This is a genomic window from Cellulomonas wangsupingiae (genome assembly GCF_024508275.1).
GTDB lineage: Bacteria > Actinomycetota > Actinomycetes > Actinomycetales > Cellulomonadaceae > Cellulomonas > Cellulomonas wangsupingiae.
Genome location: NZ_CP101989.1, coordinates 95,429 through 121,470, shown reverse-complemented (window position 1 = coordinate 121,470; position 26,042 = coordinate 95,429). Strand labels below are relative to the sequence as shown.

At 75.7% G+C, this 26,042-nt stretch carries 21 protein-coding genes and 2 riboswitches; of the genes, 13 read left to right on the top strand and 8 right to left on the bottom strand.

Annotated features, from left to right (window positions below):
- The first annotated feature begins 70 nt into the window (after positions 1-70).
- The 6 genes from NP075_RS00535 to NP075_RS00510 all read left to right on the top strand — a co-directional run bounded on the left by NP075_RS00535 (position 71) and on the right by NP075_RS00510 (position 4,238).
- Complete coding sequence (locus NP075_RS00535) at positions 71-616, top strand: hypothetical protein (RefSeq protein WP_227563768.1); 546 nt, start codon at positions 71-73, stop codon at positions 614-616.
- Positions 617-769: 153 nt separating this feature from the next.
- On the top strand, positions 770-1,354 hold the full coding sequence (locus tag NP075_RS00530) for a hypothetical protein (protein WP_227563761.1): 585 nt from the start codon (positions 770-772) through the stop codon (positions 1,352-1,354).
- 13 nt (positions 1,355-1,367) lie between these two features.
- Entirely contained in the window at positions 1,368-2,561 is a 1,194-nt protein-coding gene (locus tag NP075_RS00525) for a sensor histidine kinase (RefSeq protein WP_227563760.1), read from the top strand.
- Positions 2,558-3,262, top strand: coding sequence for a response regulator transcription factor (locus NP075_RS00520; protein ID WP_227563759.1), 705 nt, complete (start codon positions 2,558-2,560; stop codon positions 3,260-3,262). The genes NP075_RS00525 and NP075_RS00520 overlap by 4 nt, the downstream gene beginning before the upstream one ends.
- A gap of 98 nt (positions 3,263-3,360) precedes the next feature.
- The gene (locus NP075_RS00515) at positions 3,361-4,023 is read left to right on the top strand and encodes a DNA-3-methyladenine glycosylase I (RefSeq protein ID WP_227563758.1); all 663 of its coding nucleotides are present in this window, start codon (positions 3,361-3,363) and stop codon (positions 4,021-4,023) included.
- A complete protein-coding gene (locus tag NP075_RS00510) occupies positions 4,020-4,238 on the top strand; it encodes a hypothetical protein (RefSeq protein WP_227563757.1) in 219 nt (72 codons plus the stop codon). Before NP075_RS00515 ends, NP075_RS00510 begins: the two co-directional genes overlap by 4 nt.
- A gap of 38 nt (positions 4,239-4,276) precedes the next feature.
- Here NP075_RS00510 and NP075_RS00505 read toward each other — a convergent pair whose 3' ends face one another.
- Positions 4,277-5,158: an RNA polymerase sigma-70 factor gene (locus NP075_RS00505; protein ID WP_227563756.1), complete on the bottom strand. Its 882-nt coding sequence runs from the start codon at positions 5,156-5,158 to the stop codon at positions 4,277-4,279.
- Complete coding sequence (locus NP075_RS00500) at positions 5,155-6,312, bottom strand: NAD(P)/FAD-dependent oxidoreductase (RefSeq protein ID WP_227563755.1); 1,158 nt, start codon at positions 6,310-6,312, stop codon at positions 5,155-5,157. The genes NP075_RS00505 and NP075_RS00500 overlap by 4 nt, the downstream gene beginning before the upstream one ends.
- A gap of 230 nt (positions 6,313-6,542) precedes the next feature.
- A riboswitch (SAM riboswitch) is annotated at positions 6,543-6,649 on the top strand.
- Between the two features lie 64 nt (positions 6,650-6,713).
- On the opposite strand from NP075_RS00500, the gene NP075_RS00495 reads away from it, so the two are divergent.
- From NP075_RS00495 to NP075_RS00485, 3 genes are all read left to right on the top strand, one after another.
- Positions 6,714-7,787 carry a methylenetetrahydrofolate reductase gene (locus tag NP075_RS00495; RefSeq protein WP_227563766.1) on the top strand — a complete coding sequence of 358 codons (1,074 nt, stop codon included), beginning with the start codon at positions 6,714-6,716 and terminating at the stop codon, positions 7,785-7,787.
- Entirely contained in the window at positions 7,784-10,132 is a 2,349-nt protein-coding gene (metE, locus tag NP075_RS00490; RefSeq protein WP_227563754.1) for a 5-methyltetrahydropteroyltriglutamate--homocysteine S-methyltransferase, read from the top strand. Before NP075_RS00495 ends, metE begins: the two co-directional genes overlap by 4 nt.
- Positions 10,133-10,248: 116 nt before the next feature.
- The gene (locus NP075_RS00485) at positions 10,249-11,403 is read left to right on the top strand and encodes a MalY/PatB family protein (protein WP_227563753.1); all 1,155 of its coding nucleotides are present in this window, start codon (positions 10,249-10,251) and stop codon (positions 11,401-11,403) included.
- A gap of 243 nt (positions 11,404-11,646) precedes the next feature.
- Here NP075_RS00485 and NP075_RS00480 read toward each other — a convergent pair whose 3' ends face one another.
- The 6 genes from NP075_RS00480 to gcvP all read right to left on the bottom strand — a co-directional run bounded on the left by NP075_RS00480 (position 11,647) and on the right by gcvP (position 17,974).
- Positions 11,647-12,081 (bottom strand): Hsp20/alpha crystallin family protein, encoded by a 435-nt coding sequence (locus NP075_RS00480; protein ID WP_227563752.1) that lies wholly within the window; start codon positions 12,079-12,081, stop codon positions 11,647-11,649.
- A 186-nt stretch (positions 12,082-12,267) separates the two neighbouring features.
- Positions 12,268-12,723 carry a (deoxy)nucleoside triphosphate pyrophosphohydrolase gene (locus NP075_RS00475; RefSeq protein ID WP_227563751.1) on the bottom strand — a complete coding sequence of 152 codons (456 nt, stop codon included), beginning with the start codon at positions 12,721-12,723 and terminating at the stop codon, positions 12,268-12,270.
- 160 nt (positions 12,724-12,883) lie between these two features.
- Positions 12,884-13,120: a helix-turn-helix domain-containing protein gene (locus NP075_RS00470; RefSeq protein WP_227563750.1), complete on the bottom strand. Its 237-nt coding sequence runs from the start codon at positions 13,118-13,120 to the stop codon at positions 12,884-12,886.
- Between the two features lie 317 nt (positions 13,121-13,437).
- Positions 13,438-13,809, bottom strand: a complete 372-nt coding sequence (gcvH, locus tag NP075_RS00465) for a glycine cleavage system protein GcvH (protein WP_227563749.1) — start codon at positions 13,807-13,809, stop codon at positions 13,438-13,440.
- A 47-nt stretch (positions 13,810-13,856) separates the two neighbouring features.
- Positions 13,857-15,080: a glycine cleavage system aminomethyltransferase GcvT gene (gene gcvT, locus NP075_RS00460; protein ID WP_372456690.1), complete on the bottom strand. Its 1,224-nt coding sequence runs from the start codon at positions 15,078-15,080 to the stop codon at positions 13,857-13,859.
- Positions 15,077-17,974, bottom strand: coding sequence for an aminomethyl-transferring glycine dehydrogenase (gene gcvP / locus NP075_RS00455; RefSeq protein WP_227563764.1), 2,898 nt, complete (start codon positions 17,972-17,974; stop codon positions 15,077-15,079). The genes gcvT and gcvP overlap by 4 nt, the downstream gene beginning before the upstream one ends.
- A gap of 276 nt (positions 17,975-18,250) precedes the next feature.
- Positions 18,251-18,357, bottom strand: a riboswitch (glycine riboswitch).
- Between the two features lie 148 nt (positions 18,358-18,505).
- On the opposite strand from gcvP, the gene NP075_RS00450 reads away from it, so the two are divergent.
- The 4 genes from NP075_RS00450 to NP075_RS00435 are packed head-to-tail and all read left to right on the top strand — an operon-like array spanning position 18,506 to position 25,876.
- On the top strand, positions 18,506-21,592 hold the full coding sequence (locus NP075_RS00450; protein ID WP_227563748.1) for a hypothetical protein: 3,087 nt from the start codon (positions 18,506-18,508) through the stop codon (positions 21,590-21,592).
- Positions 21,589-24,243, top strand: a complete 2,655-nt coding sequence (locus NP075_RS00445) for a hypothetical protein (RefSeq protein ID WP_227563747.1) — start codon at positions 21,589-21,591, stop codon at positions 24,241-24,243. Before NP075_RS00450 ends, NP075_RS00445 begins: the two co-directional genes overlap by 4 nt.
- Entirely contained in the window at positions 24,240-25,196 is a 957-nt protein-coding gene (locus NP075_RS00440; protein WP_227563746.1) for an ABC transporter ATP-binding protein, read from the top strand. Before NP075_RS00445 ends, NP075_RS00440 begins: the two co-directional genes overlap by 4 nt.
- Positions 25,193-25,876 carry an ABC transporter ATP-binding protein gene (locus NP075_RS00435; protein WP_227563745.1) on the top strand — a complete coding sequence of 228 codons (684 nt, stop codon included), beginning with the start codon at positions 25,193-25,195 and terminating at the stop codon, positions 25,874-25,876. The genes NP075_RS00440 and NP075_RS00435 overlap by 4 nt, the downstream gene beginning before the upstream one ends.
- Positions 25,877-26,042 lie beyond the last annotated feature (166 nt).

Genomic DNA, 26,042 nt, shown 5'->3' with positions numbered 1-26,042 from the left:
GGACGCGAGCACCGTGGAGATCACCAGGGACCGGCACAGGACGGCCCCGTCGATGGAGAAGGTGATCCCCATGCGTGCTCCGACCGGGCGTGCCTCCCGCACCACACTGTCCGCGGTCCTCGCGACCGCGCTCCTGGCCGGGGCGGTGGCCGCGACTGCCACGCCCGTGTCGGCCGCCTCCACCCCCGCCGCGCCGGCCGTCCGGCTCTCCGCGGCGACCCAGAATCTGCCGTCGGACTGGGTCGCCCGGGGCTCGGGGTACTTCACCACCAACGACGCGTCGGACATGCTGCACTACCAGGTCGTCACGGCTGGGTCCGGCGTCCCGAGCGACCAGGTGCGGTTCAAGCTCCAGGCGTTCGACCGCTCCATCGCCTGGAAGACGCTGGTGATGCCGAACGGGCTGGGCAGCCGGTGGGACATCTCGATCGACCCGTACTGGGGCCGGTACACCGCGGAGAACAGCCTCTGGGCGCACGAGGTCGACAACGGGCAGAGCCTGGAGCTCTGGAAGTCCGGCTTCCTCAACACCGGTCGCCGGGTCCTGTACATCGGTGACCTCGCTGCGCTGCCGGGCGGGTCCCTCGTCACCTTCACGTGGCTCGACGACGACTGAGCGGGTGCCCGTTCCGCCGTCCTCGCGGCCGTGGTCCGACCGCCGCCCGGCGCTCGGACCACGGCCGGCACCACTTGTGCTGCACCCCTTCCTCGGGCCGCCCGATGTGAGGACTATGGGTACCGGGAGCGGACACGACCGACGGGGGCACCGATGCCGATCTCCGACGACGACGTGCTGGTCACCGTGCAGTCGGCCGACAGCACCGACGCCGCGGCGGGCCACCTCGGCTGGGGCGTGCTGTGGTCCGACGACGCCGTCCTGGTACCGGGACCCTCCGACTGGCTGGGCGCAGGACCCTTCGACGTCCTCGTCGCGCACCGCACCGACGGCGAGAGGGGCGATGTGCTGCGGATCTCCCCTCTGTCCGCGACGCGGATGGGATCCGGTGACGGCTCCGCCGTCCTCGTGCAGCTCCCTGCTCGGGTGGGACGGGCCCCGTCAAGGAGCCTGAGCACGCGACGCCTCCGGGAGGACCACGCCACGGAGCCCGACGTGTGGACGTGCCTGGAACGGCAGGGCGCCGTCGCACCCGGTGTCAGGGAGCGGTCGACGACGGTGCTGGAGGAGATCGCTGGGTGGGAGGAGCAGCAGCGGTCCGGCCTCTCGGACCCGGGGACCCACGGTGGCTGGATCGACCTCATGTGCGTGCTGATCCCGGGCAAGTGCGACCTCGCCGGGCCGTTCGACGTCGACGGCCGGCGACCGCGCGACCCCGGGGACCCGTTGCGGCGCTGAGCGGAGCCCGCTGATGCGTCCGACCTGGCCCGCGCGGACCGTCGTCCGGGACGTGCCGATGCTCCTCGGCCTGTGGGTGATCGACCTCCTGGTCTTCTTCACCGCGGGCATGGACACCGCTCCCGGCTGGCTCGTCGGCGCGCTCGGGCTGGTGACGTTCGTGCCCCTGCTGTGGCGGCGCCAGGCCCCGGTGGCCGCCTTCGCCGTGACGCTGGTCCTGTCGGTGACGATCAGCGTCGCCACCGCGGGATACCGGCCGATGGTCGCGACGTGGGCGGGCCTCTACGCGGTCGCGGCCTCCTCGCGCTGGGCCGTCACGCTCGGCGCCGTCGCGTCGACCGCGCTGCCCACGGCGATCATCGTCGCGGAGGAGGCGGACGCCGGTGCACCGGGGACGACCGGCGTGCGGACGTTCGTCGCGATCACCGGGGTCCTGGCGGTCGACGCGGTCCTCGTCGCTGCAGGCCGGTTGCAGGGCAGGAGGGGCAGGGAGCTCCGTGACCTGCGGGCCCAGCAGGCGGAGAAGCAGCGTGAGGCGGTCCGCCTCGAGCGCGCTCGGATCGCACGCGAGCTGCACGACATCGTCGCCCGGTCGATCACCTTGATGTCCCTCCAGGCGGTCGCCGCCGCACGTGTCCTGCGCGACGACCCGGCCCGGGCCGAGCAGACGCTGGACCGGGTCGGCGACCTCGGCGCCTCGGCGGTCGACGAGCTGCACCGGATGCTCGGGCTGCTCGACGTGGCGGGCGCCGACGCGGCACCGGACCCGCGGGGCACCGACGCCGGGACCGACGTCGGTGCAGAGGTCCGGGCCGTCGTCCAGAGCTACCGCGACGCCGGCCTGCGGGTCGACCTGAGCATCGACGGTGCCGAACGCCCGGTGGACGAGAGCGTCCGGCACGCCGCCGCGCGCGTGCTGCAGGAGTCGTTGACGAACGCCACGAAGCACGGGGACCCCGACGACCCCGTCGTCGTGCGGTGGGGGTGGTCGCAGGACGGCCTGCTCCTGGACGTCTCCAACGCGGCGGCGGACGGGCGGGCGCCGCAGACGGGGACGGGCTACGGCCTGGTGGGCCTGGCCGAACGGGTCCGGGCGGTGGGGGGCACGCTCGAGGCCGCCTTCCAGGGTGAACGGTTCGTCGTCCGGGCGGCTCTCCCGGTGCGTCCGGGGCTCGACCACCGGGTCGTCGGGGCCGGGACGTCGTGAGCCGGATCCGGTCGGTCGTCATCGACGACGAGGCCCTCGTCCGCGAGGCGCTCGCCCTGCTGCTCGGTGCCGAGCCCGACATCGAGGTGGTGGGGACGACCGGCGACGGTGCCGCCGCGGTCGGTCTGGCTCGCGAGACCGAGGCGGACGTCGTCGTCATGGACGTCCGGATGCCGGGCGTGGACGGGGTCGAGGCGACACGCCTCCTGGCGGCGGACGAGCTCGACGGGCGCACGGTGCGGGTGCTCGTCCTCACCAGCTTTCACGACGACGAGGTCGTGCGCGCCGCCCTGCACGCGGGAGCTTCGGGCTTCCTGCTCAAGCGGGCCGCACCTCGGCACCTCCCGGACGCGGTCCGTGCGGTGGCTGCCGGGAACGCGTGGTTGGACCCCGTCGTCGCGCGCAAGCTGCTGGACGACTTCGCGGCACCCCTGCGCGACGTCCCCTCACCAGGCGCGCTCGCGCGGCTCACACCACGCGAGCGTGAGGTCCTGGTGCTGCTCGCGCACGGCATGCGCACCGACGACGTCGTCACGCATCTCGTGGTCGCCGAGGCCACGGTGAAGACGCACGTCTCCCGCGTGCTCCTGAAGCTCGGCCTGCACGACCGTGCGCAGGCGGTCGCGTTCGCCTACCGGTGCGGTCTCGTCGGGCCCGACGACCCGCTACCGCGCCCCTCCCACGTGTCCGGTCCTCCCTGAGCCCGCCGAGCCGACCACAGCCCACGCGCTGCGGGCACCGTCCACCGTCGTCGCGACGTCCGACCGCGCGTGCCGGCCCGGAGGTCCAGACTCGGGACATGACGACCTCGACCACCGCGCCGTTCCGGTGCTTCGGCGGCTCCGACCCGCTGTACGCGGCGTACCACGACGACGAGTGGGCCGTCCCGGTGCACGACGAGCACGCGCTCTACGAGCGCATCTCGCTGGAGGCCTTCCAGTCGGGGCTGGCGTGGATCACGATCCTGCGCAAGCGCCCGGCCTTCCGGGAGGCGTTCGCAGGCTTCGACCCCGAGGTGGTCGCCAGGTTCGGGGACGACGACGTGGCCCGGCTCCTCGCGGACGCGGCGATCGTGCGGAACCGCGCCAAGATCGAGGCGACGGTCGCGAACGCCCGCGCGCTGCTCGCGCTGCACGAGTCCGGCAGGACGCTCGACGAGGTGCTCTGGTCGTACGCACCCGAGCCGCGCCCGCGTCCCCGCACGTGGGCCGAGGTGCCGGGCCGCACGCCCGGGTCCGCGGCCCTGGCCAAGGAGCTCAAGCGGTACGGCTTCCGGTTCGTCGGCCCGACCACCGCCTACGCCGCGATGCAGGCGTGCGGCGTCGTCGACGACCACCTGGCCGACTGCCTCGTCGCGCAGCGCGCGATGACCGCCGACGACCAGGTGCCACTACTCCCGGGGAGTGATAACGGCGCCCACGCCTCGGCAGGCTCCCCCGGCAGGGCTAGGGTGCCCACATGACCGACTACGCGGAGCACGACGGACGGCACGACGCCGTGCGTGCGGCGCACGACGCGTGGCTGTCCCCCGGTGACACCGACCCCGTCGTCCTCGAGGCCGTCCAGGACGGCCTGCTCGCCGTCCCCGTCAGCGCGCCGTCGTCCTCGTGGTTCGGCCTGCCGCACCAGCGCACGTCCCGCGAGACGACGTCGACCCTGCACCGCCGGCGCCGCTGAGTCCTGCGGCCCGGTCCCGCCCCCGCTGAGACGGGGCGTCAGCGACCCACGCGCCGGACCTGGGCGAGCGACGCGAGCTTGTCGGGGTTCCGCACGCCGTAGACGCCCACGACGCGCCCCTCCTGGACGTCGAAGCAGAACACGCCCTCCAGGTCGTGACCCCGGCGCACCACCACCCCGGGCGCACCGTTGATCCCCGCGAGCCCGAAGGTGTGCGAGGGCGTGGCCAGCCGGAAGAGCCCCAGCACGAACCGCGCCACGTCGGCGGCCCCGCGCAGCGGGTGGCGCAGCGCGCTCACCTTCCCGCCGCCGTCGGACACCAGGAGCACGTCGGGGTCGAGCACCGCCAGCAGCCCGTCGAGGTCCCCGGTGCCCGCGGCCCGCAGGAACTCCTGGACGGCACGCGCGGCCTCGTCGCCGCGCGGCTCATAGCGCGGCCGGCGGGCCTCCACGTGCTCACGCGCGCGGTGGGCCAGCTGGCGGACCGCGGCCGGGGTGCGTCCGACCACGCCGGCGATCTCGGCGTGCTCGAACCCGAACACCTCCCGCAGCACGAACACGACCCGCTCCGCCGGGGACAGGCTCTCCAGCACCAGGAGCACCGCCATGGACACCGACTCGCCCAGCACCACGTCGTCCGCGAGGTCGCCCGCGGAGACGAGGAGCGGCTCGGGCAGCCACGGGCCCACGTACTCCTCACGGCGACGCGACGACGCCCGCAGCGCGTTCAGCGCCTGCCGCGACACGACCCGTGCGAGGTACGCCCGCCGGTGCTCGACCGTCGCCAGGTCCACCGCCGACCACCGCAGCCAGCTGTCCTGCAGCACGTCGTCGGCGTCGGCCGTGGACCCCGTGATCTCGTACGCGATGGTGAACAGCAGGGGCCGGAGCTCCGTGAACTCGCGGGCGTGCTCGGTCACGGGAGCCACCTGTACCGTCCCGGGTGACGCGCCTCCGTCCGCAGCACCCGCACCGTCACCCGGCACACCAGCTCCTTCATCGTCGCCGCGGCGCGCCCACCCAGCAGCACCCGGCTCGGGGTCGCGTCGTCGTGCACGCGCAGCAGCACACCGCGCCGCCTGCCCAGGCTCACGCACTGCGCGGCGAACGCCAAGCGGAACGGTGCGGGCGTGCGGCCGCGCAGGCCGTCGGCGACGACGTCGGCGGCGTGCGCCCCCATGGGGACGGCCGCCTGGCACGTCATGCGCCACGCCGACCCGTCGACTGCCACCGCGTCCCCCGCACCGACGACGCGGGGGTCCGCCGCGCAGACGAGGTCCGGCCCGACGCGCAGGCGGCCGGCGGCGTCGACGGGCAGGCCGCTGACACGCGCGAGGTCCGGCACGGCGAACCCCGCGGCCCACACCGTCACGTCGCTGGTCAGGTGGCGCCCGTCGCCGAGCACGACCTTGCCGTGCTCGACCTCCGCGACCCGCGCGCCCTCCAGCACCTCGACACCGAGACGGGCGAGCCCTCGGTCCAGCACGCGACGGCCCGGCCCCACCGGGCCCGGGCCGGGGCCCAGCCGCCCGCCGGCCAGCAGCCGCACCCGCACGTCCGGCAGCGCCTCGGCGATCTCCGCCGCCACCTCGATGCCGCTCAGCCCGCCACCGACCACGGTCACGGCGGCGCCCGGTCCGACGCCCGCGAGCGCGTCGGCCAACCGGTGCGCGTCCTGCAGGCCCGCCACCGGCAGCGCGTGCTGCCGCGCTCCCGGGACGTCCGCCGGGACGTCGGGCCCGCTGCCGACCGCGAGGACGAGCCGGTCGTACGCGACGCGCGTGCCGTCGGCGAGGAGCACGCTCCCGTCGTCCACCCGGACCGCGCGCGCGGTGCGCCGCTCGACACCCGCGGCCACCACGTCGTCGCGCGTCGCGGTGCCCGTGCCCGCGGCCAGCTGGTGGAGGCGGATGCGTTCCACGAGGTACGGGTGCTCGTCCACCAGCACCACGTGTGCCACCTCGGGCGCGCCCGTCAGCCGGTTGGCGGCCATGGTCCCGGCGTACCCGCCGCCCACCACCACGACCCGCGCGCCCGTCCGACCGTCGGGCCGTGTCGTCCTGCGTCCTCGCATGGCGTCTCCTCCGCTCGTCGCCGCCGGACCACCCGGCCCGTTGCACCTGGGACACCGCGGACGGCCGGGGTGTGACACGCCCGCACGCCGGGGACTCCTGGCGTGCGGCCGCGCCCGCGCCGTACGGTGGCGGGGCGCGAGGCCGGCGGCGAGGTCGCCGGGCGGACGAAGTCGTCTCACATGACGAGCCGCGCTGTCCGCCATCCGGGCAGCCGGGCTACGATCCTCGGCGACCATCCAGAGCGGCTGAGAGACCTGGCTCGACGACGCCGCAGCAACCCCCCTCCTCGCGAGGGTGTGGGTGCTTCCGCCAGGAACGATGGAGTGACGATGATCGTGCGCACCCGTGCCACCGACCCCTCGTGCGGGACGTCCCGCCCGACGCCGACGACCCCGGCCCGATGACCGCCGTGGCCGAGATCGAGACCGTCCCGGGCGCCCAGCGCTCCCGCGCGGCCAGGCGTCGCACCGAGCAGGCCGGTGCCCTGGACCGCCCCACCGTCTCGTTCGAGCTCTTCCCTCCCCGCAACCCCGACGCGGCACCCCGGCTGTGGTCGACCGTGCGGGAGCTGGAGACCGTCGAGCCGGACTTCGTGTCGGTCACGTACGGCGCGTCGGGCCACACGCGGCAGACCACGCGGGCGCTCGTCCGCCGGCTGCTGCGCGAGACGTCGCTCAACCCGATCGCGCACCTGACCTGCGTCGGGACCTCCCGCGACGAGGTCACGACCATCGTCGAGGAGTTCCTCGACGAGGGCGTGCGCTCGTTCCTCGCGCTGCGCGGCGACCCGCCGGCGGGCCAGCCGGACTGGCGGCCGCACCCCGACGGCGTCCACACCGCCGCCGAGCTGGTCGAGCTGCTCCGTGACATCGAACGACGCCGGTGCGGGCGCAGCGCCGCCCAGGCCGTCCGGGCGCGGGTCCGTCCGCTGTCCGTCGCCGTCGCGGCGTTCCCGCGCGGCAACCACGCCACGGGCGGCACCCGTGCTCAGGACGTGCAGGCGCTGCTGGCGAAGCAGGAGGCGGGCGCGGACTTCGCGATCTCGCAGCTCTTCTTCGACGCCGAGGCGTACCTCGGCCTCGTCGCGGAGGCGCGCACGGCCGGCGTCACCATCCCGATCGTGCCGGGCATCATCCCGACCACCGACCCCGCCCGCCTGCTGCGCGTCCAGGAGCTCACGGGCGTCCCCGTGCCCGACCGGCTCCTCGACCTGCTCGGCTCCACCGACGACCCCGCGGAACGTCACCGCCGCGGCACGCGTGCGGGGGTCGACCTCGTCAACCGCGTCCTCGACGGCGGGGCCCCGGGGATCCACGTCTACACCTTCAACAAGCACGAGGCGGCGCTTGACCTGCTCGACGGCGCCGACCTGGTCGGCGGCCGCCGCAGCGCCGTCGCCCCCCACGACCTCACCGCGCCCGACGGCGTCCCCGCCGACGCGACCACGACGACACCGCGAGGAACCCTGTCATGACCGACACCACGCCCGCGCCGGCGATCCCGGCCTTCCCCGCAGGCTCCGTCCTCGGCTACCCCCGCATCGGCCCGCGCCGCGAGCTGAAGAAGGCCCTCGAGGCGTTCTGGGCGGGCCGCACGTCGGCCGACGAGGTCGAGGCCGTCGCCGCCGACCTGCGCCGCCGCACCCGCACGCGTCTGGCCGAGCTCGGGCTGGCGACCGACGCCCCGGCGATCCCCAGCGCCTTCTCCTTCTACGACCACGTGCTCGACGCCACCGCGCTCGTCGGCGCCGTGCCCGCGCGCTTCGCGGACCTGCAGGACGCCGACGGCCGACTCGACCTGGCCGGGTACTCGACGGTCGCCCGTGGCCGCGGCGACGACCTGCCTCTCGAGATGACCAAGTGGTTCGACACGAACTACCACTACCTGGTCCCCGAGATCGGCCCGGACACGCAGTTCCGGTACGCGTCGGACCGTCCGGTCGCCGAGTTCACCGAGGCGCTGGCCGACGGTGTGCTCACGCGACCCGTCGTCGTGGGACCCGTGACGTTCCTCGCGCTCGCGAAGCCGACGGAGGACGCCCCCGCGGACTTCTCGCCGATCGACCGGCTCGACGACCTGCTGCCCGTGTACGCGCGCCTGCTGACCGAGCTCGCCGCGGCCGGTGCGACCTGGGTGCAGATCGACGAGCCCGCGCTGGTCTCCGACTCCGTCGGCGTCTCCGCGGACGTCCTGGCCGAGGCGACCACCCGTGCGTACCGCGCGCTGGCCACCGAGCTCGCGCGACCCCAGCGTCCCGCGATCCTGCTCGCGGCCCCGTACGGCGACCTGGGCGCCGCCCTGCCCGTGGTCGCGGCGACCGACGTCGAGGGTCTCGCGCTGGACCTCGTGCGCGGCGACGCGCCGTCCGTGCCCGTGCCCGGCCTGGCCGGCAAGACGCTCGTCGGCGGAGTCGTCGACGGCCACAACATCTGGCGCGCGGACCTCGACAAGAAGCTCGCGGTCCTCGAGCAGCTGGAGACGCTCGGCGCCGCCGCGGTCACCGTCGGCACGTCGACGTCCCTGTTCCACGTCCCGCACACGCTCGAGGACGAGCCGGCGCTCGACCGCACGCTCGTGGAGTGGCTCGCGTTCGCGGACGAGAAGGTCCGCGAGGTCGCCACGCTCGCCGAGGGCCTGACCGATGGCCGCGAGGCCATCCACGAGCAGCTGCTCGCCGCGTCCGACGCGGTGAGCTCCCGCGCGACGGCCCCGGGCGTCGTGCGTCCGGAGGTGCGCGAGCGTGCGGCCGCCCTGACCGACGAGCAGTTCCGTCGCGGCCCGTTCGACCAGCGCAAGGCCGCGCAGACCGCGCGCCTGGGCCTGCCGGCGCTGCCGACGACGACCATCGGCTCGTTCCCGCAGACCCCCGAGATCCGCAAGGCGCGCGCCGCCTTCGGCAAGGGCGAGCTGACCGCCGACCAGTACCAGGACGAGATGAAGGCGGAGATCCGCCGCGTCGTCGAGCTGCAGGAGCGCATCGGGCTGGACGTGCTGGTGCACGGCGAGCCCGAGCGCAACGACATGGTGCAGTACTTCGCGGAGAACCTCGACGGGTTCGCCGTCACGCAGAACGGCTGGGTCCAGTCGTACGGCTCGCGCTGCACGCGCCCCTCGATCCTGTGGGGCGACGTGTCGCGGCCCGCGCCGATCACGGTCGCGTGGGCGCAGTACGCGCAGTCCCTCACCGCCAAGCCGATGAAGGGCATGCTCACCGGCCCGGTGACGATCCTCGCGTGGTCGTTCGTCCGCGACGACCAGCCGCTCGGCGACACCGCGAACCAGGTGGCCCTCGCGCTGCGCGACGAGATCGCGGACCTCGAGGCCGCCGGCATCGCCGTCGTGCAGGTCGACGAGCCCGCGCTGCGCGAGCTGCTCCCGCTGCGCGAGAAGGACCACGCGGCGTACCTGGACTGGTCGGTCCGCTCGTTCCGGCTCTCGACGGCAGGCGTGCGTCCGGACACGCAGATCCACACGCACCTGTGCTACTCGGAGTTCGGCGAGATCATGGACGCGATCGACGGCCTCGACGCGGACGTGACCAGCATCGAGGCGGCCCGCTCGAAGATGGAGATCCTCGGCGACATCGCCGCGGCGGGCTACCCGCGCGCCGTCGGCCCGGGCGTCTACGACATCCACTCCCCGCGCGTCCCGTCGGAGGCTGAGGTCACGGAGCTGCTCACCGAGGCGGTCCGGACCATCGACGTCGACCAGCTCTGGGTCAACCCGGACTGCGGCCTCAAGACCCGCCGCTACGAGGAGGTCACCCCCTCCCTCGAGCACCTGGTGGCCGCGACCCGCACGGTCCGCGCGACGCTCTGACGCGACCCCGCACGTCCCGAGGCCCCGGCCGCCGCACCACGGCGCCGGGGCCTCGCCCGTCCGCACCTCCCCCTCCCCGCGAGAGGTCGATCCAGTCCGGCCCTACCCTGCGGTGCATGGCCTCCCCGTTCGACGTCACGGTCCCGGACCTCCGCCGCCGCACCTCGCTGAAGTGGCACACCTACCCCGAGGACGTGCTCCCGGCGTTCGTCGCCGAGATGGACGCGCGCCCGCTCGACGCCGTGGTCACCGCGGTGACCGGCGCGATGCTCGCGGGGGACACGGGGTACGAGGTGGGCCCGACGAGCCCGCGCGGCACGGCGTACGCCGAGGCGTTCGCCGACTTCGCCGCCCGGCAGCACGGGTGGGACGTGCCGGTCGACCGGACGCGCATGGTCCCCGACGTGATGCTCGGCCTGGTCGAGGTCCTCGGGCTGCTCACCGGCCCGGGCGACGGCGTGGTCGTCAACCCGCCCGTGTACCCGCCGTTCCGCTCGTTCGTCGAGCACGCCGGGCGGCACGTCGTGGACGCCCCGCTCACAGCGGCCGGGCGCCTCGACCTCGACGCGCTGGACCGGGCGTTCGTCGACGCGCGGGCGTACCTGCTCTGCCACCCCCAGAACCCGACCGGCACGCTGCACACGGCCGACGAGCTCCGCGCCGTCGGCGAGCTCGCGACCCGCCACGGGGTCCGCGTCGTCGCCGACGAGATCCACGCGCCGCTCGTCGTCGGCGACGAGCCGTTCGTCCCCACCACCACCGTGATCCCGGACGCCATCGCGCTGCACTCCGCGTCGAAGGCCTTCAACCTCGCCGGGCTGAAGGCGGCGCTCGCCGTGCCCGGCCCGGCGGCGGACGAGCTGCGGCGCATGCCCGAGATCGTGGGCCACGGCGTCAGCCACGTCGCGTCCATCGCGCACCAGGCGGCCTACCGGCACGGGGACGCCTGGCTCGCCGACGTGCGCGCGGCGGTGCGTGCCAACGGCGACCTCGTCGCCGCGACGCTGGCGGAGCGGCTGCCGTCCGCCCGCTGGATCCGGCCCGCCGCGACGTACTTCGCCTGGCTCGACGTCCGGGACACGCCCGCCGTCGTGACGAGCGGCACGGACCCGGCACGCCTGCTGCTCGAGACGGGTCGGCTGGCGGTGAACCCGGGCCCGACGTTCGGCGCCGGCGGCCACGGGCACGTCCGCCTCAACCTGGCGACGTCGCCCCGGATCGTCGCCGACGCCCTCGACCGCTTGACGACCACGCTCGGGTCACCGGCCTGAGCCCGGCCGGGACGGCCGGAGCGACATCGAGGGGGCGGAAAGACACCTCACCGCCGAGAAGCAGGGCTGGAATGACCTCTCACGCGCGAGAGGCGCGACTGGAATGACATCTCACGCGCAAGAGGCGGGGATGGAATGACATCTCACGCGCAGGGCGCGGGGGTGGTGCGACCTCTCACGCGCGGTGAGGCAGGGCTGGATCGTCCTCTCGTAGAGAGGGCGATCCAGCCCTGGGTCCGTGCGTCAGCCGGCGGTGGGCGCCTCGATGGACGTCGCCGACGCGCCGTGCTGGATCTCGACGCGGCGCGGCCTGGCCTCCTCGGCCACCGGGACGGTGAGCGTCAGCACGCCGTCGGCGTAGTTCGCGGTGATCTTGTCGAGCGCCAGGCCGCGGCCGACGGTGAGCTGGCGGGCGTAGGTCCCGACGGGGCGCTCCTTGGCGAGCCACTGCACGTCGTGCTCCGTGGGGGCGCTGCGCTCGGCGCGGATGGTCAGCGTGCGGTCGTCCACGCTGACGTCGATGGTCCCCGGGTCCGCGCCCGGCAGGTCGACGTGCAGGACGTAGTGGTCCCCGTCGCGGTACAGGTCCATGGGCATGGTCGCGGACGCGCGGTCGGACGCGAGGACCTGCGCGAGCACGCGGTCCATCTCCTGGAACGGGTCGAAACGAGTAGCCACTCCCCTCACCTCCTCGACGTGGGGCCCGGACCCCCCGGGTCCCCGGTGCTCCCGGCGGCTCGGCCACCGGCTGGCTACACGTCAAGGATTAGCACTCGGCGTCCCAGAGTGCCAACAGGTCTGGAGGTCCCGTTCGCTCACAGCGAACGCACAGCCGCCGTCCGCGCGAAGGGTCCGCGGCGGCCCTCAGGCCGTGCGCTCCACCGGGCCCGACCGGTCCTTGCCGAAGCCGGCGACGAAGGTGGCCAGGCCCTCGACGATGCGCACGTCGGCGTCGAGCCACGGCACGTCGAGCCACTGGCCGTCGGGCAACCAGCGCAGCTGGTCGTGCTCGACGAGCGGCTCGGGCTCACCCTCGACGACCTCGGCGAACCACAGCCGCATGACGTACTGGTCGGAGAGCCGCCAGGCTCCGTCGTCGGGACCCAGGAGCTCCACGCCGAGGCCGACGCGCACGCCCAGCTCCTCGCGGAGCTCGCGGTGCAACGCGTCCTCGGGGGTCTCGCCCGCCTCGACCTTGCCGCCGGGGAACTCCCAGCGCCCGGCGAGGCTCGCCGGGGTGGCGCGCCGGGCGGCGAGCAGGAGCCGCGGGTCGTCGAGGTCGTCGACGACGGCGGCCGCCACGACGAGCACAGGGGTCATGCCACGAGTCTGCCAGTCACGGGTCACGGCCGGGTCACGACGGTGTGCGCGGTCGGACGTCCGCTCGCGCGGCCGGGGAGGTCCGGCCGGGCGGACGAGCACGAGCTGGCGTGGTGTGCGGCGCGGGGGCTCCCACCCGGCCACCGCGGCACGTCGGAGGTCAGCGGATGCCGTGGGACTCGGCCCACGCGACGGCCTCGGCGCGCGTGGAGACGCCGATCTTGCGGTAGACGCTGCGCACCTGCGACTTGACGGTGTTGCGCGTGACGAACAGCCGGGTGGCGATCTCCTCGAGGGTCACGTCCTCGGCGAGCTCGCCCAGCACGACCCGTTCGCGGCGGGTGAGCGAGTGCGCGCCCATGGTCTGCATGGTCGCGCTCGTGTCCAGCATGGTCATGATGTCCTCCGGTGGGCGGCGGTCCCGGACTCTCCGGCCCCGCATGGGCTGCGTACCGGATGAGAGCGGCGCGACACGTCGCTATGACGCGACTTTCGCCGATTTCTCTGAATCACCGTGAGATCCCCCCCGCGGTGCCGATAGCTGCACCTGTCATGACGTCTCACCTGACCGCCTGATACATCCGACGGCGGAGGTTGCGTCCGTTTCACTGTGCGCCATGTCACCCGTTCGAGCAAGCACCCTTACGCATGGACGATCGTCCAGAAATTGCGCCTGACGGGTGAATCCTGGGTGCTGTCACCCACCCGTACGGCTCAAGGGTTGAGGGCCCCGTACTGCTGCGCGGAGAGCAGAGCGCCGGTGGACACGACCTCGATGCGCAGCAGCCACCCCTCGCCGTACGGGTCGGTGTTGACCAGAGACGGGTCGTCGACGACCGACTGGTTGACCTCGACGACGGTGCCCGAGACCGGGCAGAACAGCTCCGAGACGGACTTGGTCGACTCGATCTCACCGATCACGGCGCCGGCCTCGACCTCGTCGCCCACGGCGGGCAGCTCGACGAAGACGATGTCCCCCAGCGCGTCGGCCGCGACGGCGGTGATGCCGACCGTGGCGGGCGACCCCTCGTCGACCCACTCGTGCTCGGCGGTGTACTGCAACGTCGTGGGCAGGTCGGTGGCCATGGGTGCTCCTGTCGGGTCGGGCTGAGGGTCGCGGGGCGGGGTTGCCGTCACCGAGGTCGACGGTAGAAGGGAAGGGGCACGACGCGCACGGGTTCGCGCCGTCCGCGCACGTCGACCGCGAGCTCCCGGCCCTCGGCGCTCACCTCGGGGGTCACGTACGCCATCGCGACCGGGTGGCCGAGCGTCGGCGACGGGGCGCCGGAGGTGACCGTCCCGACCACCGGGGCGTCGGGCGCGGTCGACGCGACGACGTCGTACCCGTGCCGGGCGGCGCGCCGCCCCAGCCCCTGCAGCCCCACGAGCACGCGCGCGGGTGCCGACTGCGCGCGCGCCGCGAGCGCGTCGCGGCCCACGAACGGCAGCGGCCGGCCGTCGGCGTCGACCTTGCCCAGCTTGACGACGCGTCCCAGGCCGGCGTCGTGCGGCGTCGTGGTCCGGTCGAGCTCGTTGCCGTACAGCGGCATGCCCGCCTCGAGGCGCAGGGAGTCGCGTGCCGAGAGGCCCGCCGGCGCGATGCCGTGGGCGGCGCCCGCGGTCAGCAGCGCGCGCCACAGCGCGGGTGCGGCGGCGGCGTCGACGAAGAACTCGAACCCGTCCTCCCCGGTGTACCCGGTGCGGGCGACGAGCACGGGTCCGCCCTCGAACCGCATCGGCAGGCAGGCGTAGTACCGCAGGGTCGCCGGCGTGACGTCCGCGGGCGCGGCCGGGTCCGGCACCAGGGCGTCCAGCGCCTCGACGACGGCGAGGGCGTGCGGCCCCTGCACCGCGACGAGCGCGGTCGCGGCCGAGCGGTCGACGACGTCCACGTCGCCGACCTCGCCGCGGACGGCGTCCGCGCGCTCGCGCAGCTCGTGGAGGACGACGTCGTGGTTCGAGGCGTTCGCGACGACCAGGTAGACGTCGTCGCCCGTGCGGTAGACGACCAGGTCGTCGATGACGCCGCCGTCCGGCTGGACGACCATCGTGTAGCGGGCGCCCAGCACGCGCAGGCCCGACAGGTCGCCGACGAGCGCACGGTCCAGGAACGCGCCCGCACCGGGGCCACGCACCTCGATCTCGCCCATGTGCGACAGGTCGAACAGCCCGGCGGCCGTGCGGACCGCCGTGTGCTCGGCGAGGTCGGACGTGTAGCGCAGCGGCATCTGCCACCCCGCGAAGGACGTGAGCACGGCGCCGAGGGCGACGTGCTCGTCGTGCAGCGGTGAGCGCAGCTCGGTCATCGGGTCTCCGGTCGCGGGGGCGGTGGCGTCGGGCGTGCCGGCGGCGGTCATCGGACGTCGTCCGCGTACGCCTCGACGGGCGGGCACGAGCAGACGAGCTGCCGGTCCCCGCGGGCCCCGTCGATGCGACGCACGGGCGGCCAGTACTTGCCGGCCCGCAGGGACGGCACCCCGAACGCGGCCTGCTCGCGCCCGTACGGGTGCTCCCACACGTCGGCGCTGACGGACGCCGCGGTGTGCGGCGCCTGGCGCAGCGGCGAGTCGGCCAGGGGCCAGCGGCCGTCGGCGACCGCCTGGATCTCCGCGCGGATCGCCACCAGCGCCTCGACGAAGCGGTCCAGCTCGGTCAGGTCCTCGCTCTCCGTCGGCTCGACCATGAGCGTGCCGGGCACGGGGAACGAGAGCGTCGGCGCGTGGAAGCCGTAGTCCATGAGGCGCTTGGCGACGTCCTCGGCCGTGACGCCGGTGGCCTTGGTGAGCGGGCGCAGGTCGAGGATGCACTCGTGCGCGACCAGCCCGCCCGGGCCCGTGTACAGGACCGGGAAGTGCTCCCGCAGCCTCGTGGCCAGGTAGTTCGCCGCCAGCACGGCGGTCTCGGTCGCGCGGCGCAGCCCGTCCGGGCCCATGAGCGCGACGTACGCCCACGAGATCGGCAGGATCCCGGCGGACCCCCAGGGCGCCGCGGCGACCGGGGCCACGACCGCGCCGGTCGCACCCGGTGTCGGGTCCCCGGGCAGGTACGGCGCGAGGTGCGCCGCCACCGCGACGGGCCCCACGCCTGGGCCGCCGCCGCCGTGCGGGATGCAGAACGTCTTGTGCAGGTTGAGGTGCGACACGTCGCCGCCCAGCTCGGCCGGGCGGGCCAACCCGACGAGCGCGTTGAGGTTGGCGCCGTCGATGTACACCTGCCCGCCGGCGACGTGCACGAGGTCGCAGACCTGGCGCACGTGCTCCTCGTAGACGCCGTGCGTCGAGGGGTAGGTGATCATGATCGCCGCGACGCGCGGGCCGTGCTGGTCGAGCTTGGCCCGCAGGTCGTCGAGGTCGACCTCGCCGTCCTCGGCGGTGGCGACGACGACGACCTTGAGGCCCGCGAGCGCCGCGGAGGCCGCGTTGGTGCCGTGGGCGGACGCGGGGATCAGGCAGACGTCGCGGTGCTCGTCGCCGTCGGCGCGGCGGGCCTCGTGGTACGCGTGGATGGCCAGCAGCCCGGCGAGCTCGCCCTGCGACCCGGCGTTGGGCTGCACGCTCACGGCGGCGTACCCCGTGATCTCGGCGAGCCAGCCCTGCAGCTCGGCGACGAGGTCCGCGTAGCCCTGCGTCTGGTCGGCCGGCGCGTACGGGTGCACGTCGGCGAACTCGGGCCAGGAGATGGGCTCCATCTCGGCCGTGGCGTTGAGCTTCATGGTGCACGAGCCCAGCGGGATCATCGTGCGGTCGAGCGCGAGGTCCTTGTCGGAGAGGCGGCGCAGGTAGCGCAGCATCGCCGTCTCGGAACGATTCACGTGGAACACCGGGTGGGTGAGGTAGTCGGTGGTCCGCAGCAGCTCGGCGCGCGGCTCGGAGGGCTCGCCCGCGAACGCGCCGAAGGCGACGGCCCCGTCGGCCGCGGCCGTGGTGACGCCCGCGGCGACGAACGCGCCCAGCACCGCCGCCACGTCGGCCGCCGTCGTCGTCTCGTCGCACGCGACCTGCACGTGGTCCGCATCGGCGACCCACACGTTGATGCCCGCGTCGACAGCCGCCCGCGCCACGTCCGTCGCACGGCCTGGCACGTGCGCGCGCACGGTGTCGAAGACGTCGTCGTGGACGACCGTCACGCCCAGGTCGCGCAGCCCGCGCTGCACGCCTCGCGCGTGCCCGTGCACCCGCCGCGCGATCGCCCGCAGCCCGTCGGGGCCGTGGTAGACCGCGTACATCGACGCGACGATCGCCAGCAGCGCCTGCGCCGTGCAGATGTTGCTCGTCGCCTTCTCGCGGCGGATGTGCTGCTCACGGGTCTGCAGCGCGAGGCGGTAGGCGGGCGCGCCGTCGGCGTCGACGGACACCCCCACCAGACGCCCGGGCAGCGTGCGTGCGAGCCCGCTGCGCACCGCCATGAACGCCGCGTGCGGGCCGCCGCCGAACAGCGGGACACCGAAGCGCTGCGCCGAGCCGACCGCGACGTCGGCGCCCAGCTCGCCCGGCGACGTCACCAGCGTGAGGGCCAACAGGTCCGCCGCGACCGTCACCAGCGCACCGCGCTCGTGCGCGGACGCCACCAGCGGCCGCAGGTCCCGCAGCACGCCGGACGCCCCGACCTGCTGCAGCACGACGCCGACGAGCGGGCCGTCGACCTCCGGCAGCCCGTCGGTGAGGTCCGCGACCACGACCGGCAGCCCCACGGCCCGGGCCCGCCCGAGCGCCACCGCGAGCGACTGCCCGAACAGCTCGGCGTCGAGCACCACCGTGCCCGTCGTCGCCTTCGACGCGCGCCACATCAGGGCGACGGCCTCGGCCACCGCCGTCGCCTCGTCGAGCAGCGACGCGTTCGCCACGTCGAGGCCCGTCAGGTCCGACACGACCGTCTGGAAGTTCAGCAGCGCCTCGAGCCGACCCTGCGAGATCTCCGGCTGGTACGGCGTGTAGGCCGTGTACCAGGCGGGCGACTCGAGCACGTTGCGCCGGATCACCGCCGGGGTCACGGTGCCGGAGTACCCCTGCCCGATCATCGGGCGCAGCACGCGGTTGCGCGTCGCGATCGCGCGCAGCGCACGGAGCACCTCCTCCTCGGAGCGCGCCGCGGGGAGGTCGAGCGGCCGGTCGGTGCGGATCGCGGCCGGCACCGCCGCGTCGACGAGCGCGTCGAGGTCGTCGTACCCGAGGGCGGCGAGCATGCGGGACGTCTCGTCCCCCCGCGGGCCGATGTGCCGGTCGGCGAAGTCCTGCGCGGCCGGGGAACGCACGGCGCGGAGGGCGGAGGAGGACGAGGGGCCGGTGGCGGCGGCCACGTGCGGCACGGCGAGGTCGGTCACGGGCTGCTCCACAGGGTCGTCCGGGCGTGGTGGTCCACGCGCCGGGACGGGCAGGGGCTCCCCGCTCTGTCATCCACCCCGTACGGGGTGACCTGAGAGTTTTGCCGGTCCGCCGTGAGCGCGTCCCGCCGGGACGTGGCTCCGGGGCGCGCCGGCTTGCACCGTCGGTGGGCACCGGACCTGGCCGGCGCCGCTTTCCAGAGTTGCCTGGCCACGGCGGTACGGGTGCCTGAGAGATTCCCGGGGAGGGTTGCTCCTTCGGCGCCCCGCGACGCCCCTGTCGGGGTCTGCGGGAGCTCTCCCGCCGCGGTTCGAGCAGCGTGTTGAGTTGTGCGGCCAGCGTACGGCACCGGTCCGGCCGGGAGCATGAGCCCCGCGACCCGGCCCGCGCCGGGAAGGTCCGCGCAGATCGTGCCCGCGAACACCTTCTGCGGGGGGCGCGGACGCGGATAGCCTCCGGCGATGCGCACCGGCGGTCTGCTGACCCGACGCGCGAGGGCGCAGGGCGGGCTGCTCGCGCTGGCCGGCGTGCTCGCGGCGTTGGCGTGCGCCGTCGTCGTCGCGATCGTCGGGCACCTCGACGTCGCGGCACGGTCCGGGCTCGTGACTGCGCTGCGCGAGGCTCCCGCGACGTCGGCCGCCGCACGGTTCACGACGACGCTCTCCGGTGCGCCCGACGAGCAGGACGCGGCGGCGCGGCGGATCCTCGCCCAGCGCCTGGGTCACCAGCCGGTCGACGTCCACCGGTCGGCGCGGTCCGAGCCGCTCCCGCTCGTGCCGGGCGCGACGGCGGCGGACGGTGACCCGTCGCCGGCGAGCGGTGCGGGCGACGACGCCGACGGCGCGCTCGAGGCCACCATCGGCGCGCTGGACCCCACCCTCGTCGTCACGTCGGCGGGGACGTGGCCCACGGACGCCCCCGACGGTGTCGCGATCCCGGTCGACCTCGCGTCGTCCGCCGGCCTGGCGGTCGGGGACGCGCTCACGCTCGGTGCGGGCGACGACGCGCGCCCCTTCGTGGTCGCCGCCGTGTACGAGCCGGCCGACGCGCGCGCCCCGGAGTGGTTCGACGAGGCGGAGGGCGACGCCGACCCCGTGGCGCACCCCGTGCTGGTGGCCGAGTCGGCTCTGGGCGACGCCCCGCAGCGGGTCCGGGTGCACTGGACCGTGGTCCCCGACCTCGACCGGGTGCGCCCGGCGGACCTGGCACCCCTGCGGGCCGCGCTCGAGGGCACGAGGGCCGTGCTCCACGAGGACGACGACGTCATGGTCCTCGGCGTCACGGCGACCGGTGGCCTGGGCGGGCTGCTCGCTAGCACGGACGCCGCCCTGACGGCAGCCCGGGGCATGTCGGTGCCGGCGGCGGCGCTCACGATGCTCGTCGTGGTCCTCACGTTCGGGCAGGCGGCGCGCATGCTCGTCGACGCCCGCCGCCCCGAGACCGTGCTGGTGCGCTCGCGCGGCACGACGCGTGCGGCCGTCGTCGGCACGTCGGCGATCGAGGGTGCGCTGGTCACGGGTCTCGGAGCAGGTCTCGGCGCGGTCGTCGGGGGGACGCTCGTCACGGCCACGGCGGGCGGCAGCGCGCCCGGCGCCGTCGTCACGGGCGGGGCGCTCACCGTCGTCGTCGTGGGCACGACGACGCTCGCCGCGGCGGCGTGGCAGGGCACGGCCGACGGTCGCGCCGAGACGCGTCGTCGCGCGGTCCCCGGCTCGCTCGCGGCCGGAGCGCTCACCCTGCTCGCGGGTGTGACGGCCCTCGCCGTCTGGCGGCTGACCGACCGCGGGTCGCCCGTGCGCGTCGACGCTGCCGGGCGGGCCGTGCTGGACCCGCTCGCGGCCGGGGCGCTGCCCCTCGCGCTCGTGCTCGTCGCGCTGGTCGCGGCGACGCTGCCGGGGCCCGTCGCCGGGCTGCTCGCGCGCGCGGCGTCCCGGCGGCGCACGCTCGACGCGGTCCTCGCCGCCCGGCAGGTGGCCCGGCGGCCGCTGCCGCACGCGACCGCCGCGACGTTCGTCGCGCTGACCGTCGCGACGGCCGTGGTCGCCGCGGCGTTCACGGGATCGTGGCACGCCCACGCCCGCGACCGTGCGGACGCCGCGGTCGGCGCGGACATCCGCCTCGACCTCGGGCGCGACCCCGGGCCGGGCGGCGCCGGGGCGCACGCGGCGCGGGCGGCCACGGTCCCCGGGGTGACCGACGCCGCGCCCGCCCGCGTCGACCGCACGGCCGTCGGGTCCATCGAGGCGCGCACGGTCGCACTGCCTCCGGCCGGACGCGCGGCGCTGCCCGTGGTGGGCGCCGCCTCGCTCACCGACGCACTCGCACCCGCCGCGGCGGACGGGCTGCTCCTGCCGGCGTCCGCGACCCGCCTGGACGTGGAGGTGACGCCCACGCCCGGCGACCCCGGTGGCGACGCGCCACCGGTCGCCGGGACCGTCGCGTGGGTCGCCTCGGCCCCGGGGACGCTCACACCGCTCTCGCTGGCGCGGGGCGGGCGGCACGACACCTGGACCGCTCCGCTGCCGGCCGGGGACGGTGCGTGGCGGGTGCTCGCGGTCGACGTCGCACCGCGCGGCACGGCCGGGTACGGCGTCGCGGTCACGCGCGTGACGACCGACGCCGGGGACGGTGCCGTCGGGCCCGGGGACGTGCCCTGGACCGCCTGGCAGCTCGCGGCGCCGCCGGTCGCGCTGGACGTGGCGCAGGGACGTGCCGATGTGCCCCGACGGGTGGCCGGCGGCGCCCCGACCGCACCCGTGCGGCTGTCCCCCGGTGCCGTCGAGCCGCTGCCTGTCGCGCTCGGCGCGTCCCTGGCGACCGCGCTCGACCTGGGCACCGGTGGGACGACGACCGTGCGCGTCGCCGGTGCGGACGTCCCGGTGACGGTCGCGGCCGTCGTCCCCGTGGTCCCCGGCAGCGGGCACCGGAACGCGCTGCTGGCCGACCTCGACGGGATCGAGGCCGCGCTGCTGCGCGGTGGTGCCGCCGACCCGCCCGCCGTGCACGAGGTCTGGGTCGACGCCGCCACCACTCCCCCGGACACGCTCGTCGCGGCGGTGGTCGACGCGCTGGGCACCCCACCGCGCGCGGTCGCGACCACCGTGCCACCCCCCGCGCCGCTGCTCCGACCTGCGCTCACGCTGCTCGCTGCCGCGGCCGCCGCCACGGCGCTGCTGGCGGTCGGCGGGCTGGCCGTGACCGTCCGGGCGGCGGACCGGCGCCGGTCCGCGGAGCAGCGCATCCTGCTCGCGCTCGGCGTCGCACCCGCGCGGCAGGCACGGGCCCGGTCCGCCGAGCTCGGCGCCACGGTGCTGCTCGCCGCGGTCGCCGGGGCCCTCGGCGGTGCCGCCGTCGCGCGGCTGACCGTCGCCACGCTCGTGGGGGCGACCAGCGGCACGGCGCCCGACGTCCCCACGCTCGCCGTGGCGTCCGCGGTCGACGTCGCCGCTCTCGCGGCGCTGCTCGCCGTCACCGCCGCAGGCGCGGCCGCCGTCCTGATCGCGTCGGCCGTGGGCGTGCGGGCACGCGCGACGGGGGTGCGCGCATGACCCGCCCGCTGACGCTCACCCGCCTGGCGGGCCGCCAGCTCACGACCGACCTCGGGGCGGTGCTGGCCCTGGCCGCGACGACGGTGCTGGTCACCGCGCTGCTCACGGCGTGGCCGCGCGTCGTGGACCACGTCGTCGCGCAGGACCGGGTCGAGGCCGTCGCCGCACTCAACGCCGTCACGCGGGACCTCACACCGCCGATCCCCCGACCGTTGTGGTTGCCGGGCGTGCCGACGCACGACGAGCTCGCCGCCGTGCTCGCCACCGCAGCGGCCGAGGGCGAGGAGCTCGTCGACGGCCTGGGTCCCGAGCTGCGGTCGGTCGTCGGACCGCCCGAGCACGTCGTCGTCGGCCCCGGGTTCGGCATCGAGCTCGGCGAGCGTGACACGCCGTTCTCGGCGATGAACCTGTCGACGGTCGTCGACCCCCGTGCCGACGCGCGGGTCCGCGTCGTCGAGGGCCGTGCCCCGCGCGCTCCGGCGGCGCCCACCGAGGTCGAGGTCATGCTGTCCACGGCCGCCGCCGAGGAGCTCGGGTGGCGGGTCGGAGAGACCCGGGCCTCGCTCCAGCCGTCCGTCCCGGTGGTCGCGCGCCTCAGCGGGACGTTCGAGCCGGTCGACCCGGCGTCGTCCGCGTGGGGCCACACCAGTCCCCTGCTCACCCCGGTGCACGCCGGCAGCGACAACAGCGGCTGGACCGCGCAGGCCGCGGGCCTGGTGCACCCCGACGCCCTGGCTCGGCTGACGACACCCGTGGTGCTGTCCGTGCAGCGTTGGGTCCCGGTCCGCGCGGCCGCGGTCGCCGACGCCGATCCCGCCCGGCTCGTCGCCGACCTCGAGCGTGCCCGCGCGGCGCTCTCCCTGCGGTCCGAGACGAGCGTGGCCGTCGAGGGGGCGCAGCAGCGGGCGACGGCGGTCACGGCCGTGCTCGGCGTCGTCGCCACCGGCGCGCTGGGCACCGCCGGGGTGGCGCTGTGGCTCGGTTCGGTGCTCGTCGCGCAGCGCCGTGGCGCTGCGCTCGTGCTGCTGCGCTCCCGCGGCATGTCCGCGCGCGCCCTCCCGATGCTGGTCGCGGCGCAGACCCTCGTCGCCACCGTGCCGGCCGGCGTCCTGGGCACGGTCGTCGGGATCCACCTCGTGCCGGGGCCGGTGCGCGTACCGGACCTCGTCGCGCCCGCGCTGCTCACGGTCCTGACCGCCGGCCTGGCGGCGTTCGCGGCGTGGCGCCGCAGCCGGCAGGTCGCTCCCGTGCGGCGCGCGCACCACCCGTGGCGGTGGGTCGTGGAGCTGCTCGTCGTGCTGGCGGCGGGCGCGGCCGCCGGGCTCGTCGCCTCGTCACGCGACGCCGGCGACCCCGGGCTCGTCGCGCTGCCGGTGCTGCTCGGCGTGGCCGCCGCTGCCGTGGGCCTGCGCCTGCACCCGCTGCTGCTGGCGCCTGCGGACCGGCCGGCCCGTCGGGGACGCCGGCTCGGCCCCTTCCTCGTCGTCGCGCAGCTCGCCCGCGCCGGCGCGGGTGCGGCCGTGCCGGTCGTCGGGCTCGTCGTGGCCGGCGGCACGGTCGCCCTGATGGCCACGGTGCTGTCGGTGGTCGACGCGAGCACCGCGGAGAGGGCGGCGCGCCGCGTGGGTGGTGACCTGCGGATCGACGTGCTGCTGACCGTCGCGGGGCGGACACCCCTGACCTCCGACGACGTGGCTGCGGTCGCCGGCGTGCCGGGCGTCCGGGCGGTCGCCGCCGTCCGCGACGGGGGCCGTGCGACGCTCCGCACCGGCGACGGGACGGACGCGGTGTCCGTGCTCGTGGTCGACGCCGCCGCGCTGTCCGCGGTGCAGCAGTCCCTGCCGTCCGCCGTCCGGTCCCCGCTGACCACCCTGGCCGCGGACGGGGACGCGCCGCCAGGCGTGCTCCTGCCACGGTCGTCCGATGTCGCGGCCGGCGTCGAGGTCGCGATCGGACGAGGCCCCGACGAGGCACCGGTGGCGGCCGTCTCGGTCGTCGGCGAGGCGCCCGGCGTCGCGAGCGGCACCGCGTGGGCCGTCGTCGACGACACGACGTGGGCGACTCCCTCCGGCGACCCCGGCGCCGTCGAGTCCGTGCTCGTCAGGCTGCAGCCCGGCTCCGACGCCGACGCGGTCGCCACCGCCGTCACCGGCGTGCTCGACGGACGCGTCGGCGTGAGCGCACTGGCGGACCGGATCCAGGACGCGCGGGCGGGCGCCCTGACGGCGGGGCTGCGGTCCGCGCTCGGTGCCGTCGGCGTCGTCACGGTGGCCCTCGCCGCGCTCGTCCTGGGCCTGGCGCTGCTCGGCGGAGCCCTGCCGCGGGAGCGCGCCGCGAGCGTGCTGGCCGGTCTCGGGGCGCCCCGGGCGCTGCGTCGGCGCCTCGTGGTCGGCGAGTCGCTGGGGCTGCTCGCGGCGGCGCTGCCCGCGGCCGTCGCCGTGGCCGTCGCACTGCCGCTGCTCGTGCTGCGGGTCGTCGACCTGCGCGTCTTCACCGGCACCCCCACGTCCACGACGGCCACCGCCGACCCCGTCCTCGTCGTCGGCCTCGTCGGGCTCGGCCTCGTCCTGGGTGGCGCGGCCGTGCTCGTCGCCACCGTGTCCGCCCGCCGGGCGGCCGCGGCCGGTCCGCCGCGAGAAGGAGGAGCATGATGACCACCCCGCCGGCCGCCGACGCGGAGATCCTCTGCGAGGACCTCATCCGGGTCTACGTCACCGAAGGTGTCGAGGTGCAGGCCCTGCAAGGGCTCGACCTGCGGGTCGAGCGCGGTGACCTCGTCGCGCTCGTCGGGGCCTCCGGCTCGGGCAAGTCGACGCTCCTGACCATCCTGTCCGGCCTCGACCGGCCGACCGCGGGCACCGCGTTCGTCGCCGGGTGGGACGTGCTGCGCATGACCGGCGCGCAGCGCCGTGCGTACCGGCGCGACGTCGTCGGCTTCGCCTGGCAGCAGACGGCCCGCAACCTGCTGCCGTACCTGACCGCGGCGGAGAACGTCGCCCTGCCGATGGTCGCGACCCGTACGGCGCGCCTGCGCGAGCGGACGGCGCGCGTCGACGAGCTGCTCGAGGTCATGGGGGTGACGCACTGCCGCGACCGGCGTCCGGCCGAGCTGTCGGGCGGGGAGCAGCAGCGCGTCGCGATCGCGACGGCGGTCGCGAACCGGCCGCGTGTGCTGCTCGCCGACGAGCCCACGGGTGAGCTGGACGAGGAGACGTCGGCGGACGTGCTCGAGGCGATCCGGCACGTCAACGAGACCTTCGGGACGACGACGCTCATCGTGACGCACGACCCGCTGGTCGCCGACCACGTGCGGCGCACCGTGCAGATCCGCGACGGGCGCACGTCGCGCGAGACGCTGCGCCGCACCGCCGTGGGCGAGGACGGGCACGCGCGGCTGCACGCGGAGGAGTTCACCGTGATCGACCGTGCCGGCCGGCTGCAGCTGCCGACGGAGTACGTCGAGCAGCTCGGGCTGCGGGACCGGGTGCGCCTCGGGCTCGAGCCCGACCACGTGCGGGTCCACGCGGGCACGACACCGTCCACCGGCCACGCCGAGGCACCACAGGCACCGCAGGCACCGCAGGCATCGCAGGAGGAGTCGTGAGCACGATCCGCACCGAGGGCCTGACCTGCACGTACGGGTCGGGCGCCGCTGCCGTCCACGCGCTGCGCGGGGTGGACCTGCAGGCCGCGCCGGGTGAGCTGCTGGTCGTGCGCGGCCGGTCGGGGTCCGGCAAGTCGACCCTCCTGCACGCGCTCGGCGGGCTCGTCCGGCCGACGTCGGGCACGGTCCACCTCGACGGCACCGACCTCACCGCTCTCGGTGAGGCCGAGCTGCTGCGGGTGCGGCGCGAGCAGATCGCCTACGTCTTCCAGACGTTCGGGCTGCTGCCCGTGCTGTCGGCGGCCGAGAACGTCGAGGTGCCGCTGCGGCTGCTCGAGCTCGACCCCGCGCAGCGTGAGGCGCGCGTCGCGGCCGCGATCGATGCCGTCGGGCTGACGCGGCACGCCGCGCAGCGGCCGGACGAGCTGTCCGGCGGGCAGCAGCAGCGCGTCGCGATCGCGCGGGCCCTGGCGACGCGCCCGCAGGTGCTGCTGGCCGACGAGCCCACCGGTCAGCTCGACAGCCAGAACGCCCTGTCGGTGGTCGGGCTGCTGCTCGAGCTCGCCCACGAGCACGGCGTCACGACCGTCGTGACGACGCACGACCCGGCCGTCGCGGACCGTGCCGACCGGGTCGTCGAGCTGCGGTCCGGCGTCCTCGCCGCGGCCGCACGCGCCTGACACGCCCGCGGCCGACGGCGGGCCCGACCGGGAAACGGTCGAACCGCAGGTACTGACGTTAAACCAGCAACGCGACAGCATTCGGACAGCCCGTTCTGCAGCGTTGCAGTCGCGACGCTCGAGCCGCAGGACCTGGTGGCGCGGTGGGAGCCGTCGTGGAACCCGT

What these genes read in the sequence shown, in the direction of transcription:
- NP075_RS00495 (WP_227563766.1), top strand. Translation starts at nt 6,714, where the DNA reads ATGACCGCCGTGGCCGAGATCGAGACCGTCCCGGGCGCCCAGCGCTCC.
- NP075_RS00510 (WP_227563757.1), top strand. Translation starts at nt 4,020, where the DNA reads ATGACCGACTACGCGGAGCACGACGGACGGCACGACGCCGTGCGTGCG.
- NP075_RS00515 (WP_227563758.1), top strand. Translation starts at nt 3,361, where the DNA reads ATGACGACCTCGACCACCGCGCCGTTCCGGTGCTTCGGCGGCTCCGAC.
- NP075_RS00450 (WP_227563748.1), top strand. Translation starts at nt 18,506, where the DNA reads ATGCGCACCGGCGGTCTGCTGACCCGACGCGCGAGGGCGCAGGGCGGG.
- NP075_RS00475 (WP_227563751.1), bottom strand. Translation starts at nt 12,723, where the DNA reads ATGACCCCTGTGCTCGTCGTGGCGGCCGCCGTCGTCGACGACCTCGAC.
- NP075_RS00485 (WP_227563753.1), top strand. Translation starts at nt 10,249, where the DNA reads ATGGCCTCCCCGTTCGACGTCACGGTCCCGGACCTCCGCCGCCGCACC.
- gcvT (WP_372456690.1), bottom strand. Translation starts at nt 15,080, where the DNA reads ATGACCGCCGCCGGCACGCCCGACGCCACCGCCCCCGCGACCGGAGAC.
- NP075_RS00525 (WP_227563760.1), top strand. Translation starts at nt 1,368, where the DNA reads ATGCGTCCGACCTGGCCCGCGCGGACCGTCGTCCGGGACGTGCCGATG.
- NP075_RS00440 (WP_227563746.1), top strand. Translation starts at nt 24,240, where the DNA reads ATGATGACCACCCCGCCGGCCGCCGACGCGGAGATCCTCTGCGAGGAC.
- NP075_RS00535 (WP_227563768.1), top strand. Translation starts at nt 71, where the DNA reads ATGCGTGCTCCGACCGGGCGTGCCTCCCGCACCACACTGTCCGCGGTC.
- NP075_RS00445 (WP_227563747.1), top strand. Translation starts at nt 21,589, where the DNA reads ATGACCCGCCCGCTGACGCTCACCCGCCTGGCGGGCCGCCAGCTCACG.
- NP075_RS00470 (WP_227563750.1), bottom strand. Translation starts at nt 13,120, where the DNA reads ATGACCATGCTGGACACGAGCGCGACCATGCAGACCATGGGCGCGCAC.
- gcvH (WP_227563749.1), bottom strand. Translation starts at nt 13,809, where the DNA reads ATGGCCACCGACCTGCCCACGACGTTGCAGTACACCGCCGAGCACGAG.
- NP075_RS00530 (WP_227563761.1), top strand. Translation starts at nt 770, where the DNA reads ATGCCGATCTCCGACGACGACGTGCTGGTCACCGTGCAGTCGGCCGAC.
- metE (WP_227563754.1), top strand. Translation starts at nt 7,784, where the DNA reads ATGACCGACACCACGCCCGCGCCGGCGATCCCGGCCTTCCCCGCAGGC.
- NP075_RS00500 (WP_227563755.1), bottom strand. Translation starts at nt 6,312, where the DNA reads ATGCGAGGACGCAGGACGACACGGCCCGACGGTCGGACGGGCGCGCGG.